17 protein-coding genes are annotated in these 21,623 nt (G+C 53.8%); 16 read left to right on the top strand and 1 reads right to left on the bottom strand.

Annotated elements, in window-relative coordinates; translation table 11 throughout:
• Window positions 1–56: 56 nt before the first annotated feature.
• From JWG43_RS09340 to JWG43_RS09310, 7 genes are all read left to right on the top strand, one after another.
• Window positions 57–602: a hypothetical protein gene (locus JWG43_RS09340; protein WP_205242648.1), complete on the top strand. Its 546-nt coding sequence runs from the start codon at window positions 57–59 to the stop codon at window positions 600–602.
• A gap of 20 nt (window positions 603–622) precedes the next feature.
• Window positions 623–2,047, top strand: a complete 1,425-nt coding sequence (gatB, locus tag JWG43_RS09335) for an Asp-tRNA(Asn)/Glu-tRNA(Gln) amidotransferase subunit GatB (protein WP_205242647.1) — start codon at window positions 623–625, stop codon at window positions 2,045–2,047.
• Between the two features lie 9 nt (window positions 2,048–2,056).
• Window positions 2,057–2,794 (top strand): RadC family protein, encoded by a 738-nt coding sequence (gene radC / locus JWG43_RS09330; protein ID WP_205242646.1) that lies wholly within the window; start codon window positions 2,057–2,059, stop codon window positions 2,792–2,794.
• Entirely contained in the window at window positions 2,794–3,942 is a 1,149-nt protein-coding gene (gene hemW / locus JWG43_RS09325; protein WP_205242645.1) for a radical SAM family heme chaperone HemW, read from the top strand. The genes radC and hemW overlap by 1 nt, the downstream gene beginning before the upstream one ends.
• Window positions 3,943–4,139: 197 nt before the next feature.
• Window positions 4,140–4,973, top strand: a complete 834-nt coding sequence (locus JWG43_RS09320) for an MBL fold metallo-hydrolase (protein WP_205242644.1) — start codon at window positions 4,140–4,142, stop codon at window positions 4,971–4,973.
• A 335-nt stretch (window positions 4,974–5,308) separates the two neighbouring features.
• Entirely contained in the window at window positions 5,309–6,928 is a 1,620-nt protein-coding gene (locus tag JWG43_RS09315) for a fumarate hydratase (RefSeq protein ID WP_205242643.1), read from the top strand.
• A gap of 387 nt (window positions 6,929–7,315) precedes the next feature.
• Window positions 7,316–8,722: an MFS transporter gene (locus JWG43_RS09310; protein WP_205242642.1), complete on the top strand. Its 1,407-nt coding sequence runs from the start codon at window positions 7,316–7,318 to the stop codon at window positions 8,720–8,722.
• 104 nt (window positions 8,723–8,826) lie between these two features.
• Here the strand turns inward: JWG43_RS09310 and JWG43_RS09305 are convergent, their stop codons facing one another.
• Entirely contained in the window at window positions 8,827–9,144 is a 318-nt protein-coding gene (locus tag JWG43_RS09305; RefSeq protein ID WP_205242641.1) for an ArsR/SmtB family transcription factor, read from the bottom strand.
• Between the two features lie 507 nt (window positions 9,145–9,651).
• On the opposite strand from JWG43_RS09305, the gene acs reads away from it, so the two are divergent.
• The 9 genes from acs to JWG43_RS09260 all read left to right on the top strand — a co-directional run bounded on the left by acs (window position 9,652) and on the right by JWG43_RS09260 (window position 21,442).
• A complete protein-coding gene (gene acs / locus JWG43_RS09300) occupies window positions 9,652–11,637 on the top strand; it encodes an acetate--CoA ligase (RefSeq protein WP_205242640.1) in 1,986 nt (661 codons plus the stop codon).
• A gap of 454 nt (window positions 11,638–12,091) precedes the next feature.
• Window positions 12,092–14,758 carry an alanine--tRNA ligase gene (gene alaS, locus JWG43_RS09295; RefSeq protein WP_205242639.1) on the top strand — a complete coding sequence of 889 codons (2,667 nt, stop codon included), beginning with the start codon at window positions 12,092–12,094 and terminating at the stop codon, window positions 14,756–14,758.
• Between the two features lie 4 nt (window positions 14,759–14,762).
• Complete coding sequence (locus JWG43_RS09290) at window positions 14,763–16,013, top strand: beta-ketoacyl-[acyl-carrier-protein] synthase family protein (RefSeq protein WP_205242638.1); 1,251 nt, start codon at window positions 14,763–14,765, stop codon at window positions 16,011–16,013.
• A gap of 75 nt (window positions 16,014–16,088) precedes the next feature.
• Window positions 16,089–16,340, top strand: a complete 252-nt coding sequence (locus JWG43_RS09285; protein ID WP_205242637.1) for an acyl carrier protein — start codon at window positions 16,089–16,091, stop codon at window positions 16,338–16,340.
• Between the two features lie 43 nt (window positions 16,341–16,383).
• Window positions 16,384–17,784 carry a phytoene desaturase family protein gene (locus JWG43_RS09280; protein ID WP_240193493.1) on the top strand — a complete coding sequence of 467 codons (1,401 nt, stop codon included), beginning with the start codon at window positions 16,384–16,386 and terminating at the stop codon, window positions 17,782–17,784.
• Between the two features lie 223 nt (window positions 17,785–18,007).
• Window positions 18,008–19,417 (top strand): phytoene desaturase family protein, encoded by a 1,410-nt coding sequence (locus JWG43_RS09275; RefSeq protein WP_205242659.1) that lies wholly within the window; start codon window positions 18,008–18,010, stop codon window positions 19,415–19,417.
• A 30-nt stretch (window positions 19,418–19,447) separates the two neighbouring features.
• Window positions 19,448–20,188 (top strand): 3-oxoacyl-ACP reductase FabG, encoded by a 741-nt coding sequence (gene fabG, locus JWG43_RS09270; RefSeq protein WP_205242636.1) that lies wholly within the window; start codon window positions 19,448–19,450, stop codon window positions 20,186–20,188.
• A 9-nt stretch (window positions 20,189–20,197) separates the two neighbouring features.
• A complete protein-coding gene (locus JWG43_RS09265) occupies window positions 20,198–20,641 on the top strand; it encodes a 3-hydroxyacyl-ACP dehydratase FabZ family protein (protein WP_205242635.1) in 444 nt (147 codons plus the stop codon).
• A complete protein-coding gene (locus tag JWG43_RS09260; protein ID WP_205242634.1) occupies window positions 20,642–21,442 on the top strand; it encodes an SDR family oxidoreductase in 801 nt (266 codons plus the stop codon).
• The last annotated feature ends 181 nt before the right edge of the window (window positions 21,443–21,623 follow it).

Here is a 21,623-nt window from a genome sequence, read left to right as displayed (position 1 = left end):
CAGCAAGATATATCCAAATCAAGAGTCCAGACGTCATGGATTCAGGGGAAAGTTTTATGGATCTTGTCGATCTTATCCAGGAAAAAAGATTTCTTGGCCAGGAGTTTCTTGCCTGGCTCTGGTATAAGTCCGAAGAGCGTGGTGGCAGTGTCGAGGTGCCCGGTCGGGGTGATATTCTGGTGGTTTTCGAGAAACACATGCTGCTGGAGTACGGTGAGGGCGAAACCAGTGAAAAAGTCATCTGTCGTGGTCTGCAGACCGAGTTGAAGGAAGCCAGAGCCGGGTTGGGACTGGCGAAAAAGCCGGAACAGGCCCGTATCCGTCTTGCCCATGGCGAATATGAATTCAGTCTGACCCTCACGGCGGCAACCTTTGAGTTTCGTAATGTCCGTCTACCCAGGACCGTCGATTCCGCAGATGAAGGCAAGGATGCCGACAGCCTCGAAGGCAGGATTCTCGAACGGATCGGCCTGCTTGAACAGTTAACCCACCTGGTGGGTGATCTGTTCCGGATGTTTATTCACATCAGGGCGTCCCGGCTCTGGGATGAGGAACTGATCAAGATCCGGGCCTGGATTCATTCCGGTGCCCAGCAGTCATAACCACTACCATCTGTGCCACCATGGAATTTGAAACTGTAATCGGGCTGGAAATCCATGCCCAGATGAAAACCAGAAGCAAGATTTTCTGCGGTTGTTCCACTGAATTCGGGGCGCCTCCCAATACCCACACCTGCCCGGTCTGTCTGGGAATGCCGGGCTCCCTGCCGGTCCTCAATCGCAAGGTGGTGGAGTCGGCCATCAAGCTGGGCCTGGCCACGGAGGCGACTCTCAACCGGGAAAACCGTTTTGCCCGCAAGAATTATTTTTATCCCGACCTGCCCAAGGGGTATCAGATCTCTCAGTTCGATCTGCCTATCTGCGAGCACGGCCGCATTGATATCGAGGTGGACGGTCAGAGGAAAACCATCGGCATAACCCGTATCCACATGGAGGAGGATGCCGGTAAGCTGGTGCATGACGAACGTGAACCCGTCAGTTATGTTGACCTCAACCGTACCGGTACCCCCCTGTTGGAAATCGTCAGTGAACCGGACCTGCGCTCACCGGGGGAAGCCGTCGCGTATCTAAAAAAACTGCATGGCATTGTCCGCTATCTCGATATCTGTGACGGCAACATGCAGGAAGGCAGTTTTCGCTGCGATGCCAACATTTCCCTGCGACCAGTGGGGCAGAGGGAGTTTGGCATCCGCACCGAGTTGAAAAACATGAACTCTTTTCGTAATGTCCAGCAGGCCCTGGAATATGAGGTGCGGCGGCAGCGTGATCTCCTCCTGGAAGGAGAGCAGGTGGTGCAGCAGACACTTCTCTGGAACCCGGACACCGGGCATACCGAGCCCATGCGTGGCAAGGAGGAGGCCCACGATTACCGCTATTTTCCGGATCCTGATCTCATCGCGGTGGTCCTGGACGAGATCTGGATTGCCAGGATCCGGGAACAGTTACCAGAATTGCCCGACAAGAGACGGTTGCGATTTGTCCGTGATTTCGAATTAAGTGACTATGATGCCGACCTCCTCACCGCTTCCCGCGAATTGGCGGATTATTTCGAGGAAACCTATCGGCTGTACGGCAATGTCAAGAAAGCAGCCAACTTCATCGGCACTGAGGTTCTACGCGACTACGGACCGGAGCGGATCGACCAGTGTCCGGTGCGGCCGCGGCAGCTGGCCGCGCTGCTGGGGCTCATCGAAGATGGCAAGATTTCGGGTAAGATCGCCAAGACGGTTTTTGCCGAAATGCTGATATCCGGGGCTGACCCGGAACGCATCGTTGAGGACAAGGGCCTGGTGCAGATGAGCGATGAAGGAGAGCTGGTCGCCCTGGTGCGGGAGATCATTGCCGCTCATCCCCAACAAGTGCAGCAGTTCCGCGAAGGCAAGGCCAAGGTGCTGGGTTTTTTTGTTGGTCAATTGATGAAGAAGACCAAAGGCCAGGCCAACCCACAGATGGTCAACGACCTTTTTCAGCAGGAGCTCAACGGTTAGGAACCCTTCGTGGACAAAGATGAATGGCAGCAGAAGGGTGCGGGGCATCGGCAGCGTCTTCGCGATAAATTCCTTGCACAGGGGATCGAGGCTTTCACTGACAGTGAGATCATCGAACTCCTGCTCACCTTCGGTACTCCTCGTTCCGACTGTAAGGACGCGGCCAGGGGGGCTTTAGCCAAGTTCAAGACCCTGCCCGCCGTCCTTGACGCCTCCCCGGGGGAGTTGCAGCAGATCAAAGGGGTCGGTCCCAAAAATATTTTTGCGCTGCGGTTTATCCAGGGCGTGGCTCGGCGCTATCTCCAGCAGCGGATTGTCGGCAAGCACTATGTGCATTCCTCCCGCCAGGTGGCGGATTATCTTATTCACGCCATGCGGGGATTGCCCCACGAGGTTTTGCGAGTGGTTTTCCTCGATGCGGCCCACGCTGTCATTGACTCCGATGTGGTGGCGGAGGGAACGGTGACGGTCAATACCGTGTACCCGCGGGAGCTGATCAAGGCCGCCCTAGCCCGCAATGCCAGCGCCCTGGTGATCGCTCACAATCATCCCTCGGGGGCCTTGGCTCCCTCCCGTCAGGACGAGGAGTTGACCCGCTCCCTGCACCTGATCTGTTCCTTCATGCATATCAATCTCCTTGACCACCTGATTATCGGGGATGGTGATCAAGTGTACAGCTTCGCCGACCAGGGGCTTATGGCTCGAATTCGCGACGAATGCCGCCGGATTCTTGAGCGGAAGGATTGATGGAGCTGTCCACCCGGGCAGGGCTGTATGTGCACGTTCCCTTCTGCCGCGGTAAATGTCCTTATTGCAGCTTTTATTCCTTTCCTCCGGCGGCAAATGACGTGCAGGGCTATGTCGAGGCTGTCCGCCTGCAGATGCGGCAGTGGGCCAATCTGCCCGAGGTGCAGCGCCTTTCCTTTGTCAGCATTTTCTTCGGAGGCGGCACCCCATCGATCCTGCCTGTGGAGGCGCTGGAACTTCTGCTTGGCGACTGTCAAAGCTTGTTCACTTTCTCGACAGAACCGGAAATTACCATCGAAACCAATCCCGCCACAATTGATGGCAGGGGATTGGAGCAGCTTCGCCGGATTGGTTTCAATCGGATCTCCATCGGAGTGCAGTCGTTCAACGACCGGGAACTGGTTCGGCTCGGTCGCCTCCACACCGGTGGAGAGGCCCTGACCGCGATTGCCTCGGCGAGAAGGGCTGGATTCACCAACTTGAGTCTGGACCTGATGTATGGGTTGCCAGGACAGAGTCAGGAGTGTTGGCAACAGAACCTGGAGCAGGCACTGGCAGTTGTTCCGGAGCACCTGTCCTTGTATGAATTGACTGTCGAAGATGACACTCCGCTTGCTTTTGAGGTGGTGCAAAAAAAACTGTGCCTGCCCACCGAGGATGAGATATTGGCCATGATGGCCGCCATCGAAAAGGTGCTTGCCACCAGCCCTCTGGCCCGGTATGAGATTTCCAACTACGCTGTTGTCGGCAAGGCGTGTCGCCATAATCTGAATTATTGGGACAATGGAGAGTATCTTGGGTTGGGACCTGGCGCGGTTTCCGCTTTTGGCGGCCAGCGCCGATCCACGGTTTCCGGGCTTGATCAGTTCTGTCGACGGATTGTCGCCGGAGAAACTCTCTGGGATGAGACGGAAGAACTGTCCCCGGAAGCCGCTTTTCGGGAAACAGTGATCATGGGACTGCGGCTGCTCGCCGGGATATCCATGACCGGACTGCGGCGACGATTCGGAATCGATGTACACGCATATTATGGCGAGACACTGTCCTCTCTGCTTCATCAGAATCTGTTAACGATCCACGGGGATAACCTTCTGCTCACCCGTAGCGGTTTGCCCCTGGCGAATCGCGTTATGGCCAAATTGGTGTAGTTCTGGTATGGTTTCCCCATGGTGGTCCAATGGGGTATACTACTTTTTTCGTTTTTTGAGTAAAGATGGACGAAACCAATCACGGGGGTGTAACTGTTTACTTTACCACGTACCTGTGATCGCTTGCAGATGAACAGTTCGTTGCCGGCCTGAATACGGCAGGTCCTGGCTGTTCTCATAACCGGAAGGAGATAAACATGGAATGCCGAATGACTGTTCTTTGTGAAAATTCCGTTGCCTCGCCTCATGGACTGATTGGCGAGCATGGTTGGGCTGTCCATCTGGAAGCAGGACCCCACCGGTTGCTGCTGGATACCGGCCAGGGTATGGGGCTGCTGACCAACAGCCGGGTGCTGGGGATCGATCTCCGGCAACTGGACGGCATTGTTATCAGTCACGGTCATTATGACCACACTTCAGGTCTGCCGGACGCATTGAATATGAGTGGGCCGATCAATGTCTACATACATCCGGAGAGTTTTGTCGACCGCTACTGGCTCAAGGATGATGCGTGTCGGGAGATTGGTATACGCTATAAAAAGGAATACCTTGAATCCCTGGGTGCGAGGTTTCAGGCGGTTACAGCCTTTACAGAGATCTTTCCCGGCATCTATCTGACCGGTGAGGTTCCTAAGGTCACTGAGTTCGAGCCGCCAGACAGCACCATGAAAATTCGCTCCGCTGACGGTGCCTGGGAACAGGATGCCCTCCGGGACGATCTTTCTCTCGTGGTTACCACGGACCAGGGCCTGGTGGTACTCCTTGGTTGCGCCCATGCCGGTTTGATCAATATTCTCACCCATGTCAATGCCATGCTGCCAGATCAACCCATACACACAGTGATCGGCGGCACGCATCTCGGTTTTGCCGATGCCGCCCAGTTTGAGGCCACGGTAGCCGCCCTGCATCAATTTGGTGTCCAGCGTCTGGGGGCATCCCATTGTACCGGTTTGGCTAATGCGGCCCGTTTACAGCAACATCTTGGTGAGCACTTCTTTTTTGCTGCCGCCGGTACCCAATGGGTGTGCTGAAAGTGACAGAGAGAAGGACCGGAGTGGGTGATATTTCCAAGAAGAGGAAACAGGAATAGAATCGAGAGGTGACAAGGGGTAACCTGCTAACCATTCAATTGTTTCCGGGGCTTGCCTTTGCGGGCACGGCAGGGTAAAAAGACAGAGCTGAAAAGGAGTGCCGGTTCCGCGACTTTTCTGGCTGGTATGCATGGTGCCGGCATCTCGGCAGGGAGCCATCGGCCCTTTGCCCCGGAGAAGGCGGAGATGAAGAGATTGTCCCAATGGTCAATTGCCGGCCTTGGTGTTGGGCTGGTCCATGTTGCAGTTTTTTTATTCAAACAAGGAGTAATAATATGGCAGATTTTGTGTATCAGGATCCCTTTCCCCTCGGTAAAGATGAAACCAAGTACCGCTTATTGGAGGGTTCGGCCAAGTATGTCTCTGTGGAGACCTTCAATGGAGAGGAGATCCTTACGGTCGCTCCCGAGGGACTGAAGGTGCTGGCTAACCAGGCCATGCGTGAAGTGTCCTTTCTGCTGCGTCCCGCCCATAATCAACAGGTGGCCAAGATCTTTGATGATCCGGAATCCTCTGCCAATGACAAGGAAGTGGCCCTGGCCATGTTGCGTAACGCCGAGGTCTCCGCCGACTTCGTCCTGCCGATTTGCCAGGACACCGGTACCGCCTGTGTCGTTGCCAAAAAAGGTCAGAATGTCTGGACAGGCTGTGACGATGCCGAGCAGATTTCCGCCGGCGTCTTTACCACCTACAGTGAAGAAAACCTGCGTTATTCCCAGAATGCGGCGCTGAACATGTACGAAGAGGTCAATACCAAGACCAACCTGCCGGCGCAGATCGATATCTATGCCACCACCGGCAATGAGTACAAATTTCTCTTTCTGGCCAAGGGCGGCGGCAGCGCGAACAAAACCTATCTCTACCAGGAGACCAAGGCCCTGCTCAATCCCGAAACCTTGAAGAAATTTCTGGTGGAAAAAATGAAATCACTGGGCACGGCAGCCTGCCCCCCTTATCATATCGCTTTTGTTGTCGGCGGTACCAGCGCTGAAACCTGTCTGAAAACAGTCAAACTGGCTTCGACCAAGTACCTCGATGCTCTGCCCACCAGCGGGAACGAGTATGGTCGTGCATTCCGCGATCTGGAGCTGGAAAAAGAACTCCTTGAGGAAGCCGGTAAACTTGGCCTGGGTGCTCAGTTCGGCGGCAAGTATTTCGCCCATGATATCCGCGTGGTTCGTTTATCCCGCCATGGCGCCTCCTGCCCCGTCGGCATGGGTGTATCCTGTTCCGCTGACCGCAATATCAAGGCTAAAATCAACAAGGATGGACTGTGGATCGAGCAAATGGACACCACCCCGGGCGATCTGATTCCCGCCCAGTACCGTGACCGCGATTCGTCGCAGGTGGTGAAGATCGATCTTAACCAGCCGATTGATAAGGTGCTGGCGGAATTGACCAAACATCCGGTCTCAACGCCACTGTCAATGACCGGGACCATTATTGTCGGCCGTGATATCGCCCATGCCAAATGGAAGGAACTCCTTGATGCCGGTCAGCCTCTGCCCGATTATCTCAAGAACCATCCCGTCTATTATGCCGGCCCGGCCAAGACCCCGGCGGGCAAGCCTTCCGGCTCCTTTGGCCCCACCACGGCTGGACGAATGGATTCCTATGTCGACCTGCTGCAGAGCCATGGTGGATCCCTGGTCATGATCGCCAAGGGTAATCGTTCCCAACAGGTTACCGATGCCTGCAAGAAGCACGGTGGGTTTTATCTTGGCTCCATCGGCGGTCCCGCTGCTCTGCTGGCTGAGGAAAATATCAAAAAAGTCGAATGTCTCGATTATCCTGAACTCGGCATGGAAGCGGTGTGGAAGATTGAGGTCGTCGATTTCCCCGCCTTTATTCTGGTCGATGACAAGGGCAACGACTTTTTCAAGGGTCTGCTGTAACCAGGAGGCAAAGCCTCGTCACAGAAAAAGTACGATTAACCAGGAACAGGCAGGGAGGCTCAGCGCCTTCCTGCCTGTTTTGTTCTCTCTATCCAATTATCCGGCACTTTTTCGACCAACGATCGGGCGTACCTTTGATCAACGAGGGGCCCGGCAGCATCGCTATGCCCTCCCGGATCAGGGCACTGAACAGGACTATCCTGCATCCGTGAACAAGCGCCCCCGAAGGGCGGCTGGCGAAAGGTATTGTCTAGGATTCCGCTGCAATTATAGTATGATTACAGCAGTATATTTCCAATACAAGCGTCCAGCCTTCACGGATTCAGGACTATGAGTCTTTCGTGAAGAGTAAGGTAGAGGCGCAGAGGGATATCCCGGCGGACTGATATGGACGGATGTGCAACAACAGACCCGGAAAAAAAGACGCCTGGACCGGTCTCTCCCTTTTCTCTACCCAATATCCGTTTATTCATCGCCTTTCGGCTCCTTTTCAACGCCCGGTTCTACTATCCGGTCTTTACTATTCTGTTTCTTGATTACGGGTTGACCCTGGAGCAGTTTGCTCTGCTCAACACCGTATGGGCCTTTACCATTGTTCTTGCTGAAGTACCCTCCGGGGTGCTGGCCGACGCCCTTGGCAGAAAACGCTTGCTGGTCGCAACAACGGCGTTGATGATTATGGAGATGTCGTTGATTGCCTTTGTCCCGCTTGGCAATCTGCAGCTGATCTTTTATGCGTTTTTAATCAACCGGATTCTCAGTGGTCTGGCCGAGGCCATGGCCAGTGGCGCCGACGAGGCCCTGGCGTATGACACATTGGTGGAACAGGGGCTGGCCAAGGAATGGCCCAGGGTGCTTGATGTGCAGATGCGCGTCCAGAGTCTCGGGTACATCTTTGCCATGACTCTGGGAGGACTGGTTTATGATCCCGGCATGGTTAATCGATTTCTTGGTTGGCTGGGTCAGTCCGGTGGAATCGAACAGCAGATGAGTATGCGCTATCCCATCTACCTGACGCTGCTTTTCAGCCTGCTGGCGCTTTATGTCACCTTAAAAATGCGTGATCCGCAGGTACATGATGCACAGGAGATCCCACCGAAAAGTTCTGCTGGATTGTGGGAATTGACTCAACGCACTCTGCACGCGGGGCAATGGATTATCCGTACCCCTCTGGCCCTGGCAATCATTCTGTTTGCCATGACTCTCGATCATACCCTGCGGATGATCGTCACCTTGACCAGTGAATATTATCGCCTCATTCAACTGCCTGAGGCCAGTTTCGGCATCATTGGTTCAGCGGTTGCCGTTCTGGGCCTTTTTGTGCCAAGGATTGCCCGGATCATGGTCGAACGCTTTTCTCCGGGGCTTAATCTTGTCCTGGTCAGTGGCTTTGCCCTTGTCGCCCTGGCGGGATTGACGTTGTTTATTCCTTACTTCGGGGTGTTACCGATGGTGGCAGTGTTTGTCGGCCTGATGCTGACAAGTTTTTTCACCAGTCATTATCTCAATCAAATCACCGCGTCGCACCAGCGGGCCACGGTATTGAGTTTCAAAGGACTGGCATTCAATGCCGCCTACGGGTTCATTGGCATGGTGTTTGCCGGTCTCATTCTCCATTACCGAAGAGCGCAGGAAGAGGTACACCCTGAATGGAGCGAAGCGTTGGTTTCCAACCATGCTTTCCGGGAAGCAATCGGCTGTTTTCCCTGGTATCTCGGTGGCATATTGATCCTTGTCGCCCTGGTGTGTGTGCCCAGGCTCTTGCGTCTCCGCCTCAGGAAACAGCATCGTTGAGCCTCAGTGTCCATTCGCCGGCACTCCATCGATCGACGGTCAGGCGGCCGTGACAGATTCATGGATCGACGATCAGGCAATGAGCAGGTATGATTTTTATGGAGTTACTCTGCCTTGTGAGTTTTGTCGCTGTTCACTCTGGTCGCACAGAAGAGGCCCTGGAGGTTCTGAATGAGTTGCGTGATACGGGGGTCGGCGATGCGGTTGTAGATGAAATTGGCTTCTTTGCGGCAGGTAATGACGCCATGGCGGCGGAGGATGGAAAGATGTTGCGAGATATTAGCGTTTGTGGTCTGCACACTCGCCCGCAACTGACAGACCGACAATTCCTCATCACCAAGGAGGTAGAGGATTTTCAAACGGATGGGATGGGCCATGGCCTTGAGGACACCGGCCACATCGTCGATTTGCGTATTGTGCATTTTTTTGTTTGCGTATTTTAGAATTTAAGTTATTAATTAAATGAAACCTGGCTTTTTGTCAACCGCTAGATGTTTGCCATGCTGAAAAAACGTTCTTCTGGTCATGCAACTGGACTCAGTGAGTGGCTCTATATTTCAAGCGCAGTTTTAAGATGTATTTCGAAGGTAATACCATCCTGTGTAGTCGTCGGCCATTACGGTTTTTTTAAGTACGCTCGCCCTGAGAAAAGAGCGATCAGCGTTGGGAAGTTTGCCCTTCGTTTTTCCATCGGCTGTTTGGCCAGTGATCCATTGGTTCAGCCGCATGAGATGTTGATCTGAGCTTTATAATTCAGAAGACTATATTTCGTTTCAGGGTGGACGCTCATTAGGTCATTAGGTCATTAGGTCATCAGATCATTAGGGAAAGGGTGGAGCACTGGTTGACCTTTTGCCGCTCGCACAGTACGGCAGAAGGGCGAACATGGCTCTGTTATATAGGTTAAAATTCAGTTGAAGGGGGGGGTTATGAGCGCAATGGAAGACAAAATCACCAGTTTGCTGGCAGAAGGAAAGGTGTTTCCACCGCCGGAAAAAGGGCGTGAACAGGCCTGGGTGAAATCCATGGAGGAATATCAGAAGGCCTATGCCCGCTCCCTCGAAGACCCGGAAGGGTTCTGGGCTGAACGCGCCGAGGAATTGGTGACCTGGGACAAAAAATGGGACAAGGTGACTGAATATGACCTGTCGGTTCCTGAGGTGAAATGGTTCCTTGGCGGTAAGCTCAACATTTCCGCCAACTGTCTTGACAGGCACCTTACCGATGGCCGACGCAATAAAGCAGCCATTATCTGGCAGGGAGAACCTGAAGAGGATGTCAGGGTCTACACCTACCAGATGCTCCATGACGAGGTCTGTCGTTTCGCCAATGTGTTGAAGAAAAAAGGTGTCAAGAAGGGAGACCGGGTGGCCATTTATCTTCCCATGGTCCCTGAGTTGGCCATTTCTCTACTGGCATGTGCCCGTCTTGGTGCTGTTCATTCAGTGGTTTTTGGTGGATTTTCAGCAGTGGCACTGCAGAGCCGTATCGAGGACTGTCATGCCAAGGTTCTGATCACCGCGGATGCCGTTCTTCGCGGCGGTAAAGCGATTCCGCTTAAGCCGAACGCCGACGAGGCCCTTGAGACCTGTCCCAGTGTGGAGACCTGTGTTGTCGTCCGGCGGGCAGGTACTGACATCGATATGGTGGAAGGTCGAGATTGCTGGTGGCACAGAGAAGTGCATGCTCACGATATTTCTTCGTTCTGCGAGCCTGAGTCCATGGATGCCGAAGACATGCTCTTCATCCTTTACACCTCCGGGTCCACCGGCAAGCCAAAAGGAGTTGTCCATACCACCGGCGGGTATCTGACCTACGCTATGCATACAGCGCAATGGGTTTTCGATCTCAAGGACGAGGATATTCATTTCTGCACCGCCGATATCGGCTGGATCACCGGACACAGTTATATTCTCTATGGGCCATTGGGGTTGGGGGCAACCACGGTCATGTTCGAAGGGATTCCCTCCTATCCGGGGCCGGACCGCTTCTGGAGAATAGTCGAAAAATTCAAGATCAATATTTTCTATACTGCACCGACTGCCATTCGCGCCTTGATGCGGGAAGGGGTCGAGCCGACTCAGAAATGGGATCTGTCCAGTCTGCGTATTCTCGGCACGGTGGGTGAACCCATCAATCCCGAGGCCTGGATGTGGTATTACATTAATATCGGGAAGGAAAAACTGCCCATAGTCGATACCTGGTGGCAGACCGAGACTGGTGGGATCATGATTTCGGCCCTTCCTTATGTGACACCGCTCAAGCCCGGGTCAGCCACCCTGCCTCTGCCGGGCATCGATGCGGCCATCTTTAACGAGTCCGGCCAGGAAGCAGGGCCGAACGAGGGCGGGCACCTGGTTATCCGTAAACCTTGGCCCGGCATGTTACGGGGGGTTTTCGGCAATCCGGAACGATACAAAAAAGCCTATTTCAACCGCTATGCCGATACTTATGATCCCGAGGATGGCGCCCGCAGGGATGAGGACGGGTATTTCTGGGTTATGGGCCGGCTTGACGATGTCATCAACGTTTCCGGGCATCGTCTTGGCACCGCGGAGATCGAATCCGCACTGGTTGCCCATGAAGCCGTGGCTGAGGCCGCTGCTGTGGGAATGCCGCATCCGATCAAAGGGCAGGCTATTTTTGCCTATGTCACCCTGATGTCCTGGGCCGAGGAGAGCGAGGAGTTGCGAGCTGAACTGCGACAGCATGTCCGCAAGGAAATCGGTCCCATCGCTACCCCTGAGGTCATCCAATGGGCACCGGGATTGCCGAAAACTCGCTCCGGCAAGATCATGCGGCGTATTCTGCGTAAAATCGCCGCCAATGATTTTCAGGATTTTGGCGACACCTCCACCCTGGCCGACCCTTCGGTGGTCGATCATTTGGTGGATGCCAAGAGACAGATGGGCTGACCGGCTTGTTCCTCCCCCTATTCTCGGCAACATTGAGAACACGGGTGGGAGAATAAGTGTATCTGAAAAGAAACAAACAGGCGGAATGCGCGAGCATTCCGCCTGTTTGTTTATCAGGTGCGGGTCGGGTATTGTTTTTTCTTTGCAACAGTATTTTTCATGGTATCATAAGAAGCTAAGTCTTCAATCTTGAGACACCAGAGGTGACTGACAGGAGGGGGATAGTCTTCTGTCTGCGACAACAGACTGAGAGGCCGGCAATCCTGGCGCGTGCCCAGCCGGAAACGGCTGTTTTTCTCTGACTCTTTAGTGCGCTGTTAACTATACCTTGTGAATATCAAGTAGATGTCTGCGGGTACATTGGCCAGCACGCCTCGATTCAGAGCAGAATATCCTGACTCTGGACAGACATGAGTATACAGTCTTCCTTATCAACATCAACGTGATGAGACCCATGACCGGTAACGAGATAAGACAATGTTTTCTTCAATATTTTGAGAGCAAGGGGCACACCAGGGTCGCTGCTTCATCTCTGGTGCCCCATGACGATCCCACCCTGTTGTTCGTCAATTCAGGCATGGTCCAATTTAAAAAAGTGTTCATGGGCGAGGAGACAAGGCCTTATGTCCGGGCCACCAGTGCGCAATGCAGCGTCCGAGCCGGCGGCAAACACAACGATCTGGAAAACGTCGGGTATACCGCTCGCCATCACACTTTTTTTGAGATGTTGGGAAACTTTTCCTTTGGCGATTATTTTAAAAAGGAAGCCATCGATTTTGCATGGGAATTTCTTACCGTCAAACTGGGCTTTGATCCAAAAAAACTCTGGATATCCGTGTATGAGGACGATGATGAGGCCTTTGCCCTCTGGGAGCAGGTAGAAGATCTGCCCAAAGGCAGGATTGTCCGGATGGGTGAGAAAGACAATTTCTGGGCCATGGGTGACACTGGCCCCTGCGGCCCTTGTTCCGAGATTCATATCGACCAGGGAGCGGAGGTGGGGTGCGGTCGACCTGACTGCGTCCTTGGGTGTGATTGCGACCGGTTCCTCGAGCTGTGGAACCTGGTTTTCATGCAATTTAACCGGGATGAAACCGGAACCATGACCCCGCTGCCCAAGCCCTCCATTGATACCGGCATGGGGCTCGAGCGGGTTGCCGCGGTCCTGCAGGGCAAGGTCAACAACTACGACTGCGACCTTTTTTCGCCAATCATCGAGCATATTGCCGGGCAGGCAGGCAGGCCCTATCATGCCAATGATAAAGATGATGTTTCCATGCGGGTTATCGCGGATCATGCCCGGGCAACCACTTTTCTGGTCGCTGATGGTGTTTTGCCCTCCAATGAAGGGCGGGGGTATGTGCTGCGCCGCATTATGCGCCGTGCCATTCGTTATGGGCGTTCTCTGGGGCTGAGTTCATTCTTTCCGGGTATTTGCGCCCTTGTGACCGAGCATATGCATGAGGCCTATCCCCACCTCAACAATACCAGAGAATTACTTGCCAAAGTAGTGACCAATGAGGAACAGCGTTTCGGGGAAACATTGGATCATGGCCTGCAAAAACTCGATCAGGAAATTGATCGTCTGCAAAACAGCAACAGTGGGCCGCCGACCATTCAGGGTGATTTTATCTTCAAACTCTACGACACCTATGGTTTTCCGGTGGATATTGTTCGCGATGTGGCCATCGAGCGGGACGTGTCCTTTGATGAGGCCGGCTTTACCCTGGCCATGGAACAGCAACGCGAGCAATCACGGAAATCATGGAAAGGCGGGGATGTCGACCATCTTGATGTCGGGGTCATCGAACTTGCCGGTCTGGGGAAAAAATCTGAATTCATTGGATATTCAAGCACTCAGGGGCTTGCCGTGGTGGAGGCGATCATCAACCGGGAAGGACAACTGGCAGCAGAGGCCAAAATGGGAGATACAGTGCGGCTTTTCTGCAACCAGACCCCTTTTTACGCTGAATCCGGAGGGCAGATCGGCGATCAGGGTGAGATAACCTGGGCAGGTGGACGTTTTCTGGTTGAAAAGACGCTGGCCCCAGTTGAAGGCCTGATCCTTCACCAGGGAGAGATTGTTCAGGGTATTCTGAAAACCGGAACCAGGGTAGATATGCAGGTGGCGGCACGGCGGGCGGACACGGTTCGCAACCATACCGCAACCCACCTGCTGCAGGCTGCATTGAAAAAGATCCTGGGCGATCATATCAAGCAGGCTGGATCCGCCGTGGATCATAACCGGTTGCGCTTTGACTTCACCCATTTTTCACCATTGTCCCTGGATGAGATTTTTGCCGTAGAGCAATTGGTCAATCAACAGATTCGTGACAATACCCCGGTGGCCTCCACGATATTGGGGCGTGATGAGGCGATGGCCGACGGAGCGACAGCCCTGTTCGGCGAGAAATATGGGGATGAAGTGCGGGTTGTCAGCATCGGTGGGTTCAGTAAGGAATTGTGCGGTGGAACCCATGCGCAAAGAACCGGTGACCTTGGCTTATTTAAGATTATTATTGAAACCGGTATTGCCGCCGGTGTTCGCCGCATTGAAGCAGTGACCGGAGCAGGTGCTGTTCACTGGATGCAGGAAATGGATCGGCAGGCGACAGCGGTCAGCACGATGATTTCAGGACCTTTCGAAGGTGCTGCTGAAAAAATTCAAAATCTGTTAAGACGCCAGAAAGATTTGGAAAAACAGGTTGCTTCCCTGAATGCCGCCATGGCCCTGTCTGATCTTGACAGGTACCTGGCAGCCAGTGTCGAGGTCGACGGCCTTCGGGTGATTGCTGCCAAGGTACCACTTGATTCCCCCAAGACACTGCGGGAAATCGGCGATAAGATTCGTGACCGCATGGGAAGCGGTATCATCGTCCTGGGCGGGGAGCTGGACAACAAGGCCGCACTTCTGGCCATGGTCAGCAAGGAATATACCGGGCGGATCAAAGCCGGCGACTTGATCAATCGGGTGGCCCGAATCGTTGGCGGCAAGGGAGGCGGACGTCCTGATATGGCCCAGGCCGGTGGCCCCATGGCCGATAAGCTCGACGAGGCGGTGAGCAGTGTGGCGGCAATCGTCCGTGAACTGGCGGGCGGAGGCGGCGCTGCCGCTGCCTGAAAGTATGAAATCGCTTACCGATAATCAACGGATCGTGATCACCGGGGTTGGACTTGTCGCCCCGGGTGCTGCCAACCTGGCTGAGTTTCGCGCCAATCTTCTTGCCGGGAAAAGCGGGGTTTCCACGATAGATCTTCGCTACATGGGATCCTGTCCGGCTGGTCTTTGTACCTTTGCCGAAACCAGGTATCGGAAAAAACGGGAGAACAAACGAGGGACCCGCGCCGGTTGTATCGGTGTGTATTGTGCCAATGAAGCTCTTGTCGATGCGGGTATCGATTTCTCTCGGCACGACAAGGCGGCCACCGGAGTCTATATCGGCCTGACCGAGCACGGTACGGTGGAAACAGAGAACGAAGTCTACAACATCAGCAAGTTCGATTACGACGTCAACTACTGGACCCATCACCATAATCCACGGACAGTCCTCAACAATCCCGCTGGCGAGATCACCATGAATCTCGGGCTGACCGGGCCGCACTACTCCATCGGGGCAGCCTGTGCCGCCGGCAATGCCGCCCTGATTCAGGGGATGCAGATGCTGCGGCTCGGAGAGGTCGACCTGGCCATGTGCGGCGGGATATCCGAGTGTGTCGGGTCTTTTGGCATTTTCGCCAGTTTCCGTGCCCAGGGGGCCCTGGCCGAGCATGACGATCCCACTAAGGCCAGTCGTCCCTTTGATCGGGACCGCAATGGCATTGTCATTGCTGAGGGAGGGTGTGTTTTTACCCTTGAACGACTCGATGACGCCCTGGCAAGGGGAGCCCACATTCATGGTGAGATTACCGGATATGCCATGAATTCGGATGCCAGGGATTTTGTTCTTCCTTATGGTCCCAGACAGCGGCAATGCATGGACAAAGCATTGCAAAGAGCCGGCCTGGCACCTGCTGACATCTCCATTCTCAACACCCATGCCACAGGCACCAAGCAAGGGGATGAGGAGGAGTGCAGTGCTATTCGGGCACTATTTGCCGATTGCCCAGATACCTGGATCAATAACACCAAATCCAGTATAGGACATGCCATGGGCGCAGCCGGTGTCCTTGAGCTTGCCGGGAACCTGCCTTCTTTTGACGACCATTTTGTCCACCCTACCATTAACCTGGATTCTCTTGACCCGGAATGTGCGCTTCCCGGACTGGTGGTCAATGTACCTCGCCAGGTGGAGAGGGTTGATGCCATTCTCAACAATTCGTTTGGTATGCTTGGCATAAATTCCGTGGTCATTGTGGAGAGATTTGTAGCGAAGTAGCGGCAGGTATGGTATTTCTCCACTTTTTCGTGAACTGAACAAGTCCGTTTTTTTTATATTGAAAGGAACAGTGGTATGACCCGTGAGGAAATCAAGGATGTAATCCTTGAAATCATAGCAGATATTGACGAAGAAGCTGAATTTGACCAACTTGATGCCAATGCGCCTCTACGCGATCAACTGGATCTCGACTCCATGGATTTTCTTGATATTGTCATGGAATTACGCAAGCGATATAAATTGCAGATCCCTGAGGATGAATATCCGGAACTCGCTACCCTGACCAGTTGTGTGAATTATCTGGAGCCGAAACTGAAAGATGTATGAATCCCGGGCCGCTTGTCAGCGTTGCTCTGGGTAAGATACCGGGTTGAACCGGTTTTTTTATGTCTGTATGGCTGATTATCAGCTCATCATCATCGGAGGCGGTCTGTCGGGAATAGCAGCGGGTATTCGCGCCGCCCGCTTCGGCAGAAAAACCCTTATCCTGGAACAACATTCCCTCCCCGGCGGCTTGAATTCATATTATTTCCGTCAGGGACACCTGCTTGAGACGGGATTGCACGCCATGACCAACTGTGCGCTTCCCGGCGACAAACGCGCCCCTCTGAACCGGCTCTTCCGCCAATTGCATCTCTCCCGCAAACAGTTCGTTCTTCGGGAACAAATCGGTTCGGAAATTCGTTTTTCCGGGCGAAAGCTGGCATTTGCAAATGATTGTCGCCTGCTGGAAGAGGAGATTGCCAGGGAGTTCCCGGCCGTAATCGATCGGTTTCGGCTCTTGAGGCGGGAAATTCTGCAGTACGATCCTTTCCAGCCCGGTCCCTGGCGTTCGGCACGGCAGTTTCTGGCTGAAAGGCTCGGCGTGCCGCTGTTGGAGGACATGCTGTTGTTGCCGTTGATGATCTATGGCAATGCAGAGGAGCATGACATGGATCTTGGTCAGTTTGCGATCATGTTCCGAGCTGTTTTCGAGGAGGGGTTTTTTCGCCCTGTCGGGACCATGCGCGAATTCCTCGAACTGCTCGTCAATCAGTATCTCCATTTCGGTGGGGCAATACGCTACCGTTGTCCGGTTGCAAAGATCCTCGTTGCTCATGGCCGTATCCAGGGCGTACGCCTCGCAGATGGTGAAGAATTGACTGCGGAGGCTGTGCTGTCCACTGCCGGAATTCCTGAAACGATTCGTCTTTCCGGCTGGGATCTGCCCCAGGATCCCTACTGCGGCCGAATGAGTTTCATGGAAACCATCGCCCTTCTCCCCTCAACGTACGCTGGCGGCAGGGACTGGCAACAAACTATAATTTTTTACCATACCGGGAAACAACTCAGATACCAGCGTCCGTCTACCTTTATTGATACCAGTTGGGGGGTGATCTGTTTCCCGGAAAATTTTCAGGATCAGATTCCCGCGGAGTTGCGACAGGTCCGGGTGACTAACGCCGCCAATTATTCGCTGTGGAAGGCATTGTCCACCAGTGAATACCTGTCCGGCAAAGAACAGTGGGCAACGGCCTCGATCCGGGCAAGTGAGGAGGTCATTGGCCCCTATCAGCACGCCGTTGTCTATCGGGACAGTTTTACTCCGCTGACCATTGAACGGTACACCCGTAAGGCTCATGGGGCCATATACGGCAGTGCCGTGAAAATCAAGGATGGGGTCACCCCCTGGCCAAACCTGTTCATAGCGGGGACAGATCAGGGTTTTTTGGGTATTATCGGCGCCATGCTGAGCGGTATTACCGTGGTCAACCGGCATCTGCTCCAGTAAATCTGACCGTCACTCTCCCAGCTTTGCCAGGGAGGAATGCGGTTCTTCAGCCGGCACGGATTCAGGTATCTGCAATGTCCGCTGTACGAGTTGACAGGGCTTTCATGCGAGTCTGTCCAGAAACGAGATAACCAGCTTCACTTTGAGGCAGGCTGGTGAATGTACCCATTGGCATGCAGTCAAAACGTTTCCGGATCGGCACTAACAAGCGAGACAGATGACGATGCAATACACACCATTGGACAGGTTGGAAGCCCGATACGATGTGGTCGTGGTAGGTTCCGGACTCGGCGGCTTGACCTGTGCCAACAGGCTGGCAGGTGCCGGACACAGGGTTCTCCTGCTGGAACACCATTTTCAATTGGGTGGCCTGGCCACCTGGTTCAAGCGGGGAGGGCACATCTTCGATGTTTCTCTGCATGGCTTTCCCTATGGCATGGTCAAAACCTGCAAAAAATACTGGGGACCGGCCATTCGCGACTCAATCGTCCAGCTGAAGAACATTGTTTTCGACAACCCCCAGTTTTCCTTGACCACGACCTTCAGCAAGGATGATTTTATTCGTATCCTTCAGGAGCGTTTTGCGGTGCCGGCTGCTGTCGTCACGGAATTCTTCGCCACTGTGGATGGCATGAATTTTTACGACGACCAGTCTTTGTCCACCAGAGAATTGTTTACCCGCTATTTCCCGGGGCGCAGCGATATCCATCGTCTCCTCATGGAGCCCATCACCTATGCCAATGGCTCGACTCTGGATGAGCCAGCCATAACCTATGGTATCGTTTTTTCCAATTTTATGAACAGGGGTGTGTTTACGTTTGAAGGCGGCACTGATAAACTCATTGGCCTGATGGCGGAGGAAATGCAGAAAAACGGTGTGACCATCTGCACCAATGCCCGGGTGGATCACATCCTGATCGAGCACAACAAAGCCTGCGGGGTTATGGTTGGCAACAAAACGATCGCGGCCAAGGCGGTTGTTTCCAATGCCGGAATCACCAACACCATTGACGAGATGGTGGGCCAGGAGCAGTTTGCGGCCGATTTTCTTGATCGGTTCAAGAATGTTCAGGTGAATAATTCAAGCTGTCAGGTTTATTTTGGTATTCGCAGGGGCGAAACCATCGCGGATATCGGCGATCTGCTTTTCACCTCCACTGCCGAGGAGTTTTCTTCCGAGGAAATGCGGCGGATGGATACTAAAAGCCGGACCTTTTCCGTTTACTATCCGAAAACCCGTCCCCAATCGGTACCGGATTATACCATAGTGGCCTCGATGAATGCCAATTATGACGATTGGGCCGAGCTGGATTCCGAAAGCTACCGGCAGGCCAAGGAGGCAATGATCGAACGCTGTTTCGATGATCTGGAACGATACGTCCCCGGTATCCGTGGCAAGGTGGACACAATCGAATCCGCCACCCCCCGGACCTTCCAACGCTACACCCTGCACACCAAAGGAACCTCGTTCGGGACTAAATTCGAAGGACTTGATATTTCCCGCTCTTTGCACCGGGAAATCCACGGATTGTTCCACGTCGGTTCGGTGGGCATTATCATGAGCGGTTGGCTGGGGGCCATCAATTATGGGGTCATTGTCGCCAATGATGTCGATGGGTATGTACGAGGCTGATGAGGTCAATTGCAAATCCAGTGAGGGAATATGCTTGAATTTGAAGGAAAAAAAGCTGTGGTCACCGGTGCAACCCGTGGTATAGGCAAAGCGGTGAGCGAAGCTCTGCTCGCGGAGGGAGCAACCGTCATCGGATTGTATGGCGGTAACCGGCAGGCCGCCGAAGTCTTTGCCCAGGAGCAGGCCCAATATGGACAACGATTACGTTTGCATCAGGTCGACGTCAGCAATTATCAGGAAGTGGCCGGCTTTTTTGTCAGGATTGAGCAAGAATTCGACACCTTGGACATTCTGGTGAACAATGCCGGCATCCGTCGTGATTCGGTGCTGGCCCTGATGAAGGAGGATGATTGGCGGCGGGTTGTCGATGTCAATCTCACCGGCGGTTATATCACGGCGAAGCTTGCCGTGCCACTGATGATGAAGCAGAAATACGGACGCATTATCTTTATCACCTCACCCATGGCGCATCTTGGTTTCCCCGGCCAGAGCAATTATGCTGCTTCCAAAGCTGGGCAAATTGGCCTGATGAAGTCACTCTCCAAGGAAGTCGCCAAACGAAAAATCACGGTCAATTGCGTGTCCCCCGGTTTTATCGCCACTGACTTTCTCGATGATCTGCCCGAAGCGCAGATCAAGGAATACAAAAAAATGGTACCAGCAGGCCGGTTCGGCACTCCAACCGAAGTCGCGGAGGCTGTCCTCTTTCTGGTCAGTTCCCGTGCGGCCTATGTCAACGGCGCGGTGCTCGAAATCACCGGAGGGTTATAGAGGAAGGCCATGTCCATGGAATTCATTCTCGACCGCATCCCGCATCGTCCCCCATTCCTTTGGCTGGATCGGGTGCTGGAAATCAACGATGAAATGGTTCGGGCGGAAAAAGATGTGCCCCTGGATCTGGATATTTTTCAGGGACATTATCCCCATTATCCACTCGTGCCGGGTGTGCTCCTCTGTGAGGCGGTATTTCAGGCAGGAGCCCTGCTGATTGGCGAACGGATACAACAGCAGAGAGATAAGGGCAAGGACCGGGGAGGCGTGCCGGTTCTTACCCGGATCCTGGGAGCCAAATTCAAGCGAGAAGTTCGGCCCGGTGATGTCCTCGAGGTAACCGCCCGCCTGATCGAGAGGATGGGGCCGGCCTGGCTGATGAAGGGTCAGGTACGGGTCGGTGGTAAAATCATGGTGCAGGTGGAATTTGCCTGTGCACGTAAGGAGGAATGAGTGGATTTCCTGGGATTGGCGGGGAGCAGAATCGTTGTTTTCGGCCTGGCCAATAAAAAATCAGTGGCCTGTGCCATTGGTCGAGTGCTGGTGGAAGCGGGCGCTGAGGTTGTTCATGTGGTCAGGAGCGAGCAACGGGCGGAGACCGCCAGACAGCTTTTTCCAAACAGTGCGGTGTTCATCTGTGATGTTGAAGACGAAGAGAATATTATCCGGGTACGGCGAGAAATCGGCGAACAGGTTTCCGGACCGATTGACGGGATAGTGCACTCTATTGCTTTTGCCAATTATTCTCAAGGATTGCGTCCTTTTCATCAAACAGCGAAAAGCGATTTCCTCCAGGCAATGGATATCTCCTGCTTTTCTTTTATTGCCATTGCCAATCATTTCAAGGATCTTCTGGCACCCCAGGCCTCGCTGGTGACTATTTCCATCTCCTCAACCCGTATGGCAGCGGAAAATTACGGCTATATGGCTCCGGTCAAAGCGGCGCTTGAGTCCTCCCTATGCTTTCTTGCCAAAAGTTTTTCTCATTTTTCCCAGATCCGATTCAATGCTGTCTGCCCAGGCCTCCTGAAAACTTCGGCATCCGCCGGGATACCAGGATATATAGAAAGTTATCTCTTTGCGGAACAGGCTACTTTGCGCAAAAGAGCGGTCCAGACCATGGAGGCCGCCAATGTCGCCGCCTTTCTTCTCTCACCCCGTTCATCGGGAATGAACGGAACATGCCTGATTGTGGATGCCGGCATGGGCCTCAATTTTTTCGATGCTGCCATCGTCGGCAAGGCGGTTGGCTGACCCTTCCGGGAGAGCGCAGTCCGTGCCGAACCGGATAAGCAGACGATATTGACCAAGGTTCTCCGGGTAGAGGGACAAGAATGCATGACCTGGAATTGAAACGATCCTGGATCCGTGAGCCCTCGCCCGTGCGTCAGCTTTACTGTCTGTGACCGTTCGATTAAAGGACACTTCATTGGCC

This window comes from Desulfobulbus alkaliphilus (genome assembly GCF_016918545.1).
GTDB lineage: Bacteria > Desulfobacterota > Desulfobulbia > Desulfobulbales > Desulfobulbaceae > Desulfobulbus > Desulfobulbus alkaliphilus.
The sequence above is the reverse complement of the archived record's forward strand: the minus strand, read 5'-3'. Positions and strand labels throughout refer to the sequence as shown.

Bases quoted from the DNA above. Each gene is read 5' to 3' on its own strand.
- JWG43_RS09340 (WP_205242648.1), top strand. From the start codon at position 57: ATGGATCTTGTCGATCTTATCCAGGAAAAAAGATTTCTTGGCCAGGAG.
- gatB (WP_205242647.1), top strand. From the start codon at position 623: ATGGAATTTGAAACTGTAATCGGGCTGGAAATCCATGCCCAGATGAAA.
- hemW (WP_205242645.1), top strand. From the start codon at position 2,794: ATGGAGCTGTCCACCCGGGCAGGGCTGTATGTGCACGTTCCCTTCTGC.
- JWG43_RS09320 (WP_205242644.1), top strand. From the start codon at position 4,140: ATGGAATGCCGAATGACTGTTCTTTGTGAAAATTCCGTTGCCTCGCCT.
- JWG43_RS09315 (WP_205242643.1), top strand. From the start codon at position 5,309: ATGGCAGATTTTGTGTATCAGGATCCCTTTCCCCTCGGTAAAGATGAA.
- JWG43_RS09310 (WP_205242642.1), top strand. From the start codon at position 7,316: ATGGACGGATGTGCAACAACAGACCCGGAAAAAAAGACGCCTGGACCG.
- JWG43_RS09305 (WP_205242641.1), bottom strand. From the start codon at position 9,144: ATGCACAATACGCAAATCGACGATGTGGCCGGTGTCCTCAAGGCCATG.
- acs (WP_205242640.1), top strand. From the start codon at position 9,652: ATGAGCGCAATGGAAGACAAAATCACCAGTTTGCTGGCAGAAGGAAAG.
- alaS (WP_205242639.1), top strand. From the start codon at position 12,092: ATGACCGGTAACGAGATAAGACAATGTTTTCTTCAATATTTTGAGAGC.
- JWG43_RS09290 (WP_205242638.1), top strand. From the start codon at position 14,763: ATGAAATCGCTTACCGATAATCAACGGATCGTGATCACCGGGGTTGGA.
- JWG43_RS09285 (WP_205242637.1), top strand. From the start codon at position 16,089: ATGACCCGTGAGGAAATCAAGGATGTAATCCTTGAAATCATAGCAGAT.
- JWG43_RS09275 (WP_205242659.1), top strand. From the start codon at position 18,008: ATGCAATACACACCATTGGACAGGTTGGAAGCCCGATACGATGTGGTC.
- fabG (WP_205242636.1), top strand. From the start codon at position 19,448: ATGCTTGAATTTGAAGGAAAAAAAGCTGTGGTCACCGGTGCAACCCGT.
- JWG43_RS09265 (WP_205242635.1), top strand. From the start codon at position 20,198: ATGTCCATGGAATTCATTCTCGACCGCATCCCGCATCGTCCCCCATTC.